The sequence below is a fragment of the Streptomyces sp. GESEQ-35 genome (genome assembly GCF_017948485.1).
Taxonomy (GTDB): domain Bacteria; phylum Actinomycetota; class Actinomycetes; order Streptomycetales; family Streptomycetaceae; genus Streptomyces.
On record NZ_JAFFSX010000019.1, the window covers coordinates 67,719 to 79,380 of the forward strand.

The 11,662-nt window shown below is 71.5% G+C and carries 8 protein-coding genes; all 8 read right to left on the reverse strand.

Annotated elements, in window-relative coordinates:
* Position 1: 1 nt before the first annotated feature.
* On the reverse strand, positions 2-1,348 hold the full coding sequence (locus KCH87_RS30840; protein ID WP_210589818.1) for a VWA domain-containing protein: 1,347 nt from the start codon (positions 1,346-1,348) through the stop codon (positions 2-4).
* A gap of 90 nt (positions 1,349-1,438) precedes the next feature.
* Entirely contained in the window at positions 1,439-2,764 is a 1,326-nt protein-coding gene (locus KCH87_RS30845) for a PP2C family serine/threonine-protein phosphatase (RefSeq protein ID WP_210589820.1), read from the reverse strand.
* Positions 2,765-5,305 carry a serine/threonine-protein kinase gene (locus KCH87_RS30850; protein WP_210589822.1) on the reverse strand — a complete coding sequence of 847 codons (2,541 nt, stop codon included), beginning with the start codon at positions 5,303-5,305 and terminating at the stop codon, positions 2,765-2,767.
* The gene (locus KCH87_RS30855) at positions 5,302-6,636 is read right to left on the reverse strand and encodes a hypothetical protein (RefSeq protein ID WP_210589825.1); all 1,335 of its coding nucleotides are present in this window, start codon (positions 6,634-6,636) and stop codon (positions 5,302-5,304) included. The genes KCH87_RS30850 and KCH87_RS30855 overlap by 4 nt, the downstream gene beginning before the upstream one ends.
* 66 nt (positions 6,637-6,702) lie before the next feature.
* Positions 6,703-7,740: a glutamate ABC transporter substrate-binding protein gene (locus KCH87_RS30860; RefSeq protein ID WP_210589828.1), complete on the reverse strand. Its 1,038-nt coding sequence runs from the start codon at positions 7,738-7,740 to the stop codon at positions 6,703-6,705.
* 14 nt (positions 7,741-7,754) lie between these two features.
* Positions 7,755-9,170 carry a hypothetical protein gene (locus tag KCH87_RS30865; protein ID WP_210589831.1) on the reverse strand — a complete coding sequence of 472 codons (1,416 nt, stop codon included), beginning with the start codon at positions 9,168-9,170 and terminating at the stop codon, positions 7,755-7,757.
* Positions 9,171-9,434: 264 nt separating this feature from the next.
* Positions 9,435-10,406 (reverse strand): BadF/BadG/BcrA/BcrD ATPase family protein, encoded by a 972-nt coding sequence (locus KCH87_RS30870; protein WP_210589833.1) that lies wholly within the window; start codon positions 10,404-10,406, stop codon positions 9,435-9,437.
* Positions 10,397-11,662, reverse strand: a complete 1,266-nt coding sequence (locus KCH87_RS30875; protein ID WP_210589836.1) for a 6-phospho-beta-glucosidase — start codon at positions 11,660-11,662, stop codon at positions 10,397-10,399. Before KCH87_RS30875 ends, KCH87_RS30870 begins: the two co-directional genes overlap by 10 nt.

Below are 11,662 nucleotides of genomic sequence, written 5' to 3' on the forward strand. Positions count from 1 at the left end.
GTCACTTCTTTACACGAACAGTCTTTGTGGACCGGGTCTCGAGGGTCATCTCATCGGCCTCCGCGACCTTCGCCTTCAGTCGCACAGTACCTGTCGCGGCATCGACAACGTCCACCACCTTCGCAAGGAGTTTCGCCGTATCCGCATTTCCGGAGGCGCTGGCGAGCTGAACGGCGCGGCCCAGTTTGGCCGTTGCTCCATCCATATCGCCCTCTTTGCGCAGATCGAGACCTTGTTGGATGGCTTGTGCCAGTTCGGCCTGGCCGGTGTAGTGGGCGACTTGGGGGTTGATCGAGGTCGAGGCGACCATGTCGTCGGTCCACACGGCCCGTACGAGACCCTGCGCGCCGAGGTTCTGGGCGGTGCCGTCGGGCTGCGGAACGACCAGGGAGACGCGGGCGGCCAGCATCTCCTGGCCGAGGTTCGCGGCCGGGACCTCGACGCATACGTGGTAGTCACGGGACTCGTCTCCCCAGGAGCCGGTGGGGTAGTCCCCGGCGCGCGGGCCGGACTCGGTGCGGCGGTCGGTCAACTGCTCGACGGTCGGCGCGACTTGCTTGACGAACTTGACCGTGGTGCCGACCGGCGTCCAGAGCCGCAGGGCGACGTCCGCGACCTCCTTGCCCATGGCCGTCTCCATCATCTGCGTGAAGTCGGCGGCGAGACCGGCCGGGTCGGCGACGATGTCGGCGCTGCCGAGCAGGGCGGAGGCGATCCCTGTGACTTCCTTCACTTCCCAGTCGGTGCCCACACCGCGGGCGTCACAGGTGAAGCGTCCGGCGCAGGAGTCGAGCGAGGTCTTCAGGGCCTCGGCCGACTCGTGCTCGTTGCGGCCGTCGGTGAGCAGGATGCCGTGCCGGATCGCGACGTCCGCCGAGGACAGCAGGCCGTCGGCGAGGCGCAGCCACGTCCCGATGGCCGTACCGCCGCCCGCGCTGAGCTTGCGCAGCGCCTGCTTGGCCTGGTCGCGGGTGGTGGCGTCGGCGATCGCGAGGCGCCCGTTGCCCGGGTAGACCTCCTTGGCGACGTGCGTGCCGCCGATCACCGCGAAGTGCACGCCGTCGCGCAGGGTGTCGATCGCGGCGGCCGTGGCGTCCCGGGCGTTGCGCATCTTGGTCGGCGGGTAGTCCATCGAGCCCGAGCAGTCGACCATGATCGCCACCGCCGCGTCCGGGCCCTGTCCCGGCGCGTAGAGGTGGGGTGCCGCGACCGCGCTTCCGACCGTGCCGCCGCCGGTCGCGGTCACGGTGACGATGGCGTTGACCTCGCGGGCGCCCTCCGGCAGGTACTCGTTCTGATAGACGTCCACCGAGAACTGCGGCACGTTCGACTTCGAGAAATTGGCCATGCCTTCTCTGATCCCCCTCGAAAACCCCGCAGGAGCGGGGTGATGACTGTGTCCGGACCGGTCCCCTCCGGTCCGTTTTGCGCTGCGGCCTCAGGCCGATCCTGCCCCCTGCGGCGGGGTCGGGAACGGGACGACGGCCACTGTTACGTTGTCGTGGCCCCCGCCGTCGAGTGCGTGACCGACCAGGACCTGGGCGCTGTGCAGGGGGCGCGCGGCGGCGTCGAGGGGGACGACCTCGGCCATCTCCTCGGCCGCCTCGGCGTAGTTCCACAGTCCGTCGCTGCACACCACCACTACACCCGCACGGTCCGGCTTGAAGGAAGCGGTGTGCGGCTCCAGTTCGTAGGCGTCGGCGCCGAGCCAGCCGGTGATGGCGTGTGCGCGCTCGTCGGCGTACGCCTCGGCCTCGCTCATCAGGCCCGCGGCGACCATCTGCGCGGCCCAGGAGTCGTCCTCGGTGAGCCGGGCCGGGTGCGAACTGCGGTCCACCGGCACCCAGTAGGCGCGGCTGTCGCCGACCCAGCCGACGACCAGCAGACCGCCGGTCACGACCGCGCCGACCAGAGTGCAGGCGGGGGCGTTCTGGTGCGGGGCGTGCTCGCGGGCCGTCGCCGGTTCCCCGGCCAGCGCGTTGACCGCGCGCGAGGCGGCGACGATCGCCTCGTGCATCGCCTGCTGCGGGTGCGTGCCCCGCGGCAGGGCGGCGAGCAGCGACTCGCTCGCGGCCCGGGACGCGGCGAGTGAGGCGTCGTCCGGGCGGGTCGCGGAGGAGACACCGTCGCAGACGATCGCCACGGTCGCGGGCGCGCCGTCGGGCAGCGCGGTGCTGCCGAGGGCGAACGCGTCCTCGTTGCGGTGGTGGCGCAGACCGCGGTCGCTGACGGCGGCGACCGGGCCGGTGTCCAGCTCCATGTGGTCGCGTTCGCGGGGCTGGGCGTGTCCGCAGTTCTCGCAGTAGCCGTCGCCGTCCACCCGCCCCGAACGGCAGGCCACGCACAGGGTGGTGCCCTCCGGCGGGGTCGCCAGGTCGGCGATGCGCGGGTCGGGCGCCTGGAGCGGGTACTCGTCGGGCTCCGGCGGACGGTCGAAGCGGACACCGGAGGCGGGGGACACGGGGGAGCCCACCGGTGCCTGCTGCGGCAGGACGTGGCCGCCCGAGTCCGTCCCCTGGAGGTCGGTCGGCAGGTGCGTGGCGGCGGGGCGGCCGGGGGCGGTGGGCCAGTCCACGCCGGCGACACCGGCCGGTGGGGTCGGTGCCGAGCCGTTCATGACGATCGTCGGCTCGTCGTCCGGCCGTGCGGGGACGGCGGACAGGTCGTATCCGCACGCACCGCAGAAGCGGTCACCCGACTCGAGCGGTTCCTCGCAGCTCGGGCACCGGGACAGGGCGGTCTGCTGGGGCATCTGCGACATCAACTACACCCACGTCCGGGGGCGGTAACGGTTGGCACGTTCCACCAGGTCGATCCTCTCCTCGCCGCCCCGCGCGAGCCGGGCCAGCGTGCGGTACGAACGCTCAAGTCCGAAACGCAGTCCCCGCTCGTCCAGGCCGCTGCCGAGCAGCACCCGTCCCCCGGCGGCTGGGGGTACGGAACCCTGGCCACCGGAGAGTATCCAGTCCAGCGCACAGCCGAGGACTTCTGCCGACAACTGCTCGCGCCGCGCGGGATCCAGCCCGTACGCCTCCAGTGCCTCGACCTGCCCCGCGGCCGCGGTCAGATCCTCCAGGAAGGGTACGTCGGTGGCGACGGCCGTGCGCTGACGCAGCCGGGCCCGTACGGCGGCCACACGCGCGGCCGTGTAGTGGATGGACGACTCCGGAATCGACTCCAGAGTCCGTACGGCACTTCTGCGATCGCCGGTGGCGAGCTGGACCCGGGCCAGGCCGAACGCCGCGCTCACATAGCTCGGGTCGGTCGACCACACCAGGCGGTAGTACTCGGCGGCGTTGTCGAGCTGGCCCAGTACCTCCGCGCACAGGCCCAGCGCCAGCTTGGGCGTGGGCTCGCCGGGGAAGGCGTCGTAGATCGCGTCGAAGGAGAGCGCGGCGCCTTCGTGATCGCCGGTGACCAGCGCGGCGACACCCCGGTACCAGACGACCCGCCAGTCGTCCGGGTGGTCGGCCTCCAGGCTCGCGAGGGTCTCCAGGGCGGTGTCGGAGTCGCCGTTCTCCAGCCGGGCCCTGAGCTGCCTGAGCCGTGTCTCGGTCGACTGGGCCGGCGCGGCGGCGAGCGCACTGATCAACTCGCCCGGCGCGGAGGCGATCAGGCCGGCCAGGAACCCGGCATTGGGGTCGCCGGGGTCGACGTGGGGCACCGGCAGAGCAAGGGCCGCGGCACCGGTGTTCACGGCTTTCACGATGCTCGCCGTGCCGTGCCCGTTGACGGCCGAGCCGCTCGGCAGCTCGGCGACCGCGGTGGACGAAGCCCGCCGGGAGACGACGGCCCGCGCCCCCAACCGCGACACATCCCCCTCCAGCTTCGGGAACAACTCCGCGTCCGTCACCTTCACTTCGGGTCCGAACAGCGTCGAAAGCGACGGGCGGGCGCGTCCCGTCTGGAGGGACACGACCTCCCGCAGGACACCCGTCAGCTGCTCGGTCATCTCCTCCGCGGAGGCGAACCGGCGGGCCGGGTCCGGGTCGGTGGCGCGGACCAGGAGCCGGTAGAAGGACTCGTACTGCCGGAAGACCTCGATGTTGTCCGGGTCGGGCAGCGAGTCCACGAACACGTTCGTGTAGCCCTGGAAGTCGAAGGTGAGGACGGCCAGTGTGCGGGCGACCGTGTACAGGTCGGACGCGACCGAGGGGCCGATGTCCGCCATCTCCGGCGCCTGGTAGCCCACCGTGCCGTAGATGGCCGACTCCTCGTCGTCCATCCTGCGCACCGCGCCCATGTCGATCAGCTTGAGCTGGTCCTCGCTCTGGATGGCGTTGTCGACCTTGAAGTCGCAGTACAGGAGGTTGCGGCTGTGCAGGTGCCCGAGCGCTTCGAGCGCCTCGATGCCGTAAGCGCACGCCTGTTCCACGGGCAGCGGCTCCCGCTTCCCCGTCGGCGTACGACGGTCGTTGGCGATCTCCTTCAGGGACTTGCCGCCGACGTACTCCATCACGATGTACCCGTCCAGCGAACCCGTCCGCTGGTCGAGGTGCTCCACGAAGTTGTAGATCCGCACGATGTTGGCGTGCTCGATCTCCGCGAGGAAGCGCCGCTCGGAGATGGCGGCGGCCATCGCGTCCTGGTCGCCGGTGTCCAGCAGGCCCTTCAGCACGACCCACCGGTCCGACACCGCGCGGTCCACCGCGAGGTAGATCCAGCCCAGGCCGCCGTGCGCCAGACAGCCCACGACCTCGTACTGGCCGTGGACGACATCGCCGGCCTTCAGCTTCGGGACGAAGGAGTACGGGTGACCGCACTTGGTGCAGAAGCCCTCCGTACGGCCCGCCAGGTCGCCGCGTGACCGGCCGACCGGGGCTCCGCAGTCGGAGCGGGAGCAGAACCGCTTGCGCTCCGGAACCTCCGGGTTCTCCAGGACCATCTCGCGGGGGTCGGGCCGGGGCACCTCCGGCACCTGGACGAGCCCCACGCCGAGCCGGCCGCGGCCGCTGGAACCGGCCGAGGAGCCGGAGCTGCGCACCGACACCGAGCGGCTCGTGGAGCTGCCCGACAGGGAGCGCGACAGGCGTCCCGACACCGAGCGCCGCGACTTCGACGAGTGCGACGACGTACGCGAGCTGCGGGCGGAGCCGGAGCGTGAACTTTCGCTGCCGGTCGAGCCCTTGTCGCCGCCGGTGCTCCCGGTGGACCGCGAGCCGGCCGTGCCTCCCCCGGAGGAGGGACCCCCGGCCGAGACGACCGGGGCGAGGCCGCAGGTGTCGCAGTACAGCTCGCCGCCGCCCACGTCCTCGTACGTGCCCTCGCAGTCCGGGCGCTGACACTTCTGCTGTGCCTGACTCATGACGAGTGCTCCCCCCTACGATCCTGCGGTCCGCCCTGCCCCGGGATGCGCGGGCCGCCCAGCAGTTCGGCGGCCGCCTGCTGAAAGCGCAGCACGGCCTGTTCGGCGACCCGCAGGTCGCAGGGCGCGCTCCACAGCATCCGGCGCGCCGCGTCGTACCGCTCGATCAGGAACGCGTCCTCCGCGAGGCCGTGCCGGGCGACCTTCGCCTTGTACGCGTCGAGGCGGCCGCGCAGCTCGGCGCGGACCGCCAGTGGCTGGGTGACCGCGGTCAACGACTCGCGGGCGCGCAGCAGTTCGTCGTCCGCCTTCTGCTCCAGGGACTCCAGGAGCGGGGACAGACGGTGCCACTGGGCGTGTCTGCGGTATTCGGCGGCCGTCGCCAGCTGCTCCTGTAGCACGGTCGGCGGGCCGCTGACGACCGGCACCTCCGTGGCCGCGATCTTCGCCAGGACCTCGCCGCGGGCGTTACGCGCCTCGGCGAGGGTGCGGTCCGCGCGCGAGAGCACGTCCCGCAGCTTCACCAGCCGCTGCTCCGCGTCCTGGCGGACGGTCAGCACCGCGTCGATCTCCCGGCGTACGTCCTCCAGGGCGCGTGCCTCGCGGTCGTACACCGTGGTGTTCGGCCGGCCGCCGCCCGGGGCGGAACTCCCGGGCGTGGGCACCCAGAAGGCCAGCGGGTCGGAGACGACCTGCTCGCGCAGGTTCGTCAGTGTGCGGGTGATGCGCTCCAGGTCGTCGCCGGCCGGGTGCTCGCCGGGGCGCACACCGACGGAGTGCGCGAGCTTGCGGGTGCGCTGAAGCTCCGCGGCCAGTAAATCGATCCGGGCGGGCAGCGCCGACCAGACCGCGTCGGCGGCGACGACCATGTCCAGCGAGGTGGCGTACAGCTCGTTCATCCGGTCGACGAGTGTGATCAGCGTGAACTGTTCGCTGAGCTTGCCCGAGCCGCCGTGCAGCGTCGGCGCGTTGGCCATGGCGCCGGCGGAGCCCGCGACGGTGACGGCCTCGCCGCGCAGCAGCTCGGTCAGCTCCACCAGGTCCTCCCGGCTGGACCAGCGGCGCCGGGCGCGGATGTCGCGGGCGGCGCGCAACGCGTCCGTGTACGCGTCGAAGTACGCCCACAGCAAGGTGATCGACGCCTCGGCGGCCGACCAGCGCTCCTTGGTGAAGCCGGTGAGCTCGGCGCCTTCGAGGAGTCTGCGGCCCGCGTGGTCCTGGAGGGCGAGGAGTGAGGTCTCGATCGCCTCGTGCTCCGCGCCGAGCCGCGCCAGCGCACGGTCCACCTCGTCCCGGTCCATCACCGGCCCGGGGGGTCCCGTGACGCCCATCGATCACCTCTCGCTGCTGTGGATTCCTATGTGGTTGACGTGGTCGACGTGGTCGCTGACGGTATGTCAGCTCGTTCGCAGGTACTGCGGTGCCGGCGGTTCCGACACCGCCGAGTCCTCATCCAGTGTGGCCGACAGCCACTTGTCGTACGAGGCCTGCCAGCCGTTCGCTGTGTCCTCGCGGTAGTCCACGAGTATCTGGTTGACCCGGCGTACCAGATCGTCGGCGTCCTTCTTCATCGCCACGCCGTAGTACTCGGTGGTGAAGGGGGCGCCCTTCAGCTCGACCGTCGGGTCCTGGGCGGCCTGGCTGGCGGCGAGCGCGCCGTCGGTCACCACGGCGTCCACCTCGCCGAGTTGGAGACGCACCAGGCAGTCGAGCTGGTTGGGGACGGTGTGGTCGATGTCGGCGGAGGAGACGAGCTCGTTCGCCTTCTTGTCCTCCTCCAGCTTGGCGTACGCGGTGGACCCCTCGGCCGAGCAGATCCTCTTGTCGGCGAGCGAGTCGTCGTAACCCGTGATCGTCGAGGACTTGGGTGCCAGGACCTGCTGGCCGGTCTTGAAGTACGGCGCCGAGAAGGCGACGTCCTCAAGGCGGCTACAGCTGATCGTCATCGTGCGGACGATCATGTCGACGCGGCCCGCCTGGATGGCCGGGATGCGCTGGTTGGTGGGGATGGCCTTGAACTGGACCGCGTCCGGGTCGCCGAGGATCTCCTGCGCGATCCGGTGGACCAGGTCGATGTCGAAGCCCTCCAGCTCGGCCGTGCCGGCGGTGTTGGGGTCGCGGTAGCCCCAGCGGTAGCTGTTCTGGTCGACGCCGACGATCAGCTTCCGCTTCTCGCCCTCGCGGGCCTTGATGGCGTCGATGGTGGAGCCGTCCGCGCCGGACGGGGACAGGGTCTGCTTCTCCGGGGCGGTGCACTCCTCGGCCCGCGCCTGACTGCCGTGGGCGACATCCTGGCCGTCCGTGCCCGCGGCGTCGCCGGTGGACTGGGTCTTCGGCAGCAGCAGCGCGAAGGCCAGCGCCAGGGCGCACACGACCGCCATCGCACCCACACCGCCCCAGCCCTTCAGGCCGGCCCGCAATCGTTGTGCATGCATCGTCACGCCCCCTTTCACCGGTACTCCGACAGCCTGCGCCCGATGCCCAGCACCGCACCGGCGGCACCGATCACCGCGAGGGCGGCCGCACCCACCGACAGCCCGGTCATGGCGTCCAGGCCGTCCCCGGCCGCCCGCTTGAACTCGGTCTGCTCGTGGTTGAGCGCCTTGGCGAGGTTCTTGTCGACGCTGTCGAAGCACTCGACCGTCGCGCCCTTGGCGCCGATCACCTTTTCCAGCGCCTGCTCGTAGTTGCCGTTGTCGTCCTCCGCGCGGGCGGAGGTGTGGCGCTTCTGCCACTCCTCCATATTGCCGACGGCCGCGGTGACCGGCTGCTCGCCGGTGTCGTCGTCGGCGAGGTTCTCGGCCAGGGACAGCCCCTTGGCGAGGGTCTTCATGTCCGCCTGGAAGGTGACGTCGTACTTGTCGAGTGCCTTGCCGCTCACCTCGACCGTCTCGGCTCCGCGGGCCACCAGTGTCAGGTTCTCGTTGCCGCGTGCCTTCAAGGAGGCGATCCGGGCGTCGTTCAGCACGTTCAGTGAGCGGACGCCGTGGTCGTACGAGTCGTTGAGGCCCGCGCGGGCGACGCTGTGGCCGACGACCAGCCAGAGCAGCACCACCGTCGCCGTCGCGGTCGCGGCCACCAGGCCGTGGTTCAGTACGCGGTTGGTGCGCCGGTAGTTGCGGTGCTGGGCCCAGGCCAGCCCGGCGAGCACGAGGACCCCGAGGGCGATCGCGGCCCAGGGGTACGGCGTCGCGTCGTCGTAGTCGGCGCGCAGCCGCTGGTTCTCCTTCGTGTAGAGATCCTCGGCCGCGGGGAGCATGTCGGTCTGCATCTTCTCGTTCGCGTACCGCAGGTATGCGCCGCCGACCGGGAAGCCCTGCCGGTTGTAGGTGCGGGCCCGCTCGACCAGGCCCTTGTACTCCGGCAGCATCCGGTTGAGCTTGGCGATGGTCGCCGCGGACGGGGAGTCGGGGTCCGAGTTCGCGGCGGCGTTGACGAGTTTGCCCGCGGCGGTGCGGATGTCCTTCTCGTACCGGTCGCGGGTGGCGGCGCTCTCGCCGCCGCCGGCCAGGAAGCCGCTGGAGGCGGCCGTGTTGGCGTCGGCGAGCGAGCGGTAGATGTCGGCCGCGTCCGAGCTGAGGGGCTGGCTGCTGTGCAGCACGTCGTCGGCGGCGGCCGCCCGCTCGGTCGTCTGCCAGGCCGTCACGGCGCCGAAGGCGACGACCAGCAGGGCGAGGACCGCGCCGATGATGCGCAGCCTGCCGGGTTCGGTGGTGGCCGCCGCGCGGAGGCGGTCGACACCTTCCGCCCAGGCGGTACGGCGTGCGGGCTGGGTGGGCTCAGGTGCGGCCGATCCCTGCGGTGCGGGGGGAAGGGAGGGGCCGGGTGCACCGGGGCCGCCCGGTTGTGGCGGCAGAGATGGCATCGTGGGCACGGCGGCGCCCGGTGGTGCTGCCGTGCTGCTTTTCTGCGGTTGTGTCACTGTTGACCTCCCCCATGGTCATCCGTCACCGCAAGTATCGCTGCCGGGACTGACATTCCGCACCGGCCTTCACTGGATCTTGATTGGATCGCAGCGGTACAGCCCGAGTTTCGGGCATGACGTGGCGCTCCGCACCCTCCCCTGCCCATGAATACGCCGGGGGAATCGGTTCGGTTCCATCGGGGGGCGGGTGGGAGCTCGCCGGCGTCACGTCTCGTAGTGCGTACGCACCCGTTCCTGGGCCTCGGCCCCCGCTCCGGCCTGGTCCAGCCCGAGCAACGCAGCACCCAGCACCGGCCGTGCCCGCACCACCCGTGCCACCGCCTTCGGAGCCCGGTCTGCCAGCAAGTCCCGTATCCGGGAATCCAGTTGTGCGTGTCCCGCGGCCAGCACGCCACCCCCCAGCACCACCGGCGTCTCCTCCTCCAGCAGCCCCAGGCGGGTCAGTGCCACCGCCGCCATCGTCACCACCTCGTCGGCCAGACGGTCCACGACCGCCCGGGCCACCGGGTCGCCGCCGGTCGCCGTCGCGAAGAGGACCGGCGTCAGTTCGTGGCGGCGGAGCGGCTCGATGTGTTCCAGGTGCAGGGCCTCGATCAGGGCGTACATGGAGTCGAGGCCGAAGTGCGCGGGCAGGGCATGGGCCAGCGCGGTCGGCTCGCCCCTGCCGTCCTCCGCGCGGGCCGCGAACCACAGCGCCTCCTCCGCCAGGCCCCAACCGCCGCCCCAGTCACCGGAGACACGGCCGATCGCGGGGAAGCGGGCGGTAAGGCCGTCGGGGCGCATGCCGACGCAGTTGATGCCGGCGCCGCAGACGACGGCGACCCCGCGCGGCTCGGTGACCCCGGCTCGCAGGATCGCGAACGTGTCGTTGCGGACCTCGACACTCGTGCCCCACGCGCGCGCGTGCAGCGCGGCCGCCAACTGCTCCTCCTCCACGGGGAAGTCGGCGTTGGCCAGACATGCCGAGACATGGTCGGCGCAGGCGACCCCGGCGGCGGTGAAGGCCCGCTCCACGGCCTCGGCGACCACGTCCACCGCAGCCCTCACACCCACCGCCGGTGGCCGGAAACCGCCCCCGCGTGCCGTGGCCAGGACCCGCCCGTCGGCCGCCACCACCGCCACGTCGGTCTTGCTGTTGCCCGCGTCGACGGCGAGGACGGATGCGGTCAGGCCCACGCGAGGTGCTCCCGGTTGTGTGCGATCAGTCGGTCGGTGAGGCCTTGTGCGTATTCGTACTGGCCGATCAAGGGGTGGGACAGCAGGGCGCGGAAGACCCGTTCCCGGCCCCCCTGCACGGCGGCGTCCAGCGCCAGGTCCTCGTACGCCGTCACCTGCGCCATCAGCCCCGCGTACAGCGGGTCCACGGCCGGCACCGCCAGCGGTGTCGCGCCCTTCCGCGTCACCCTCGCCTGCACCTCGATCACCGCGTCGTCGGGGAGGAAGGGCAGCGTGCCCCGGTTGTGGGCGTTCACCACCTGGTACGGGCTTCCTCCGTCGCCGAGCAGCCCGGCCGCCAGGTCCACCGCCGCCTCCGAGTAGTAGGCGCCGCCCCGCTTGGCGAGCAGTTCCGGCTTCTCGTCCAGGGCCGGGTCGCCGTACATCTTCAGCAACTGCCGTTCCATTTCGGCCACTTCGGCCGCCCTGGAGGGCTTGGTGCGCAGCTCGCGCACGACCTCGTCGTGTGCGTAGTAGTAGCGCAGGTAGTACGACGGGACCACGCCCAGGCGGTCCAGGAGTGGACGGGGCATGTGCAGGTCGGCGGCGATCGGGCCGCCGTACTCCGCAAGGAGCTTGGGCAGGACGTTCTCGCCCTCGGGGCCGCCCAGCCGTACGCCCGTCTCCCAGGTGAGGTGGTTGAGGCCCACGTGGTCCAGGTGGATGTCCGAGGGGGCGACGCCCAGCAGGCCGGCGAACTTCCGCTGGAAGCCGATCGCCACGTTGCACAGGCCGACCGCCTTGTGGCCCGCCTGGAGCAGGGCGCGGGTGACGATGCCGACCGGGTTGGTGAAGTCGATGATCCAGGCGTCGGGGTTGGTACGGCGGACCCGTTCCGCGATGTCGAGGACCACCGGCACCGTGCGCAGCGCCTTGGCCAGGCCGCCCGCTCCCGTCGTCTCCTGCCCGACGCAGCCGCACTCCAGCGGCCAGGTCTCGTCCTGCTCGCGGGCCGCCTGACCGCCGACGCGGAGCTGGAGCAGGACGGCGTCGGCGCCCTCGACACCCGCGTCCAGGTCCGAGGTCGTGACGATCCTGCCGTCATGGCCCTGCTTGGCGAAGATACGGCGGGCCAGGCCGCCCACCAGCTCCAGACGTTCGGCCGCCGGGTCGACGAGCACGAGCTCCTCGATCGGCAGGGTGTCCCTCAACCGTGCGAAACCGTCGATGAGTTCGGGTGTGTAGGTCGAGCCGCCGCCGACCACGGTGAGTTTCAT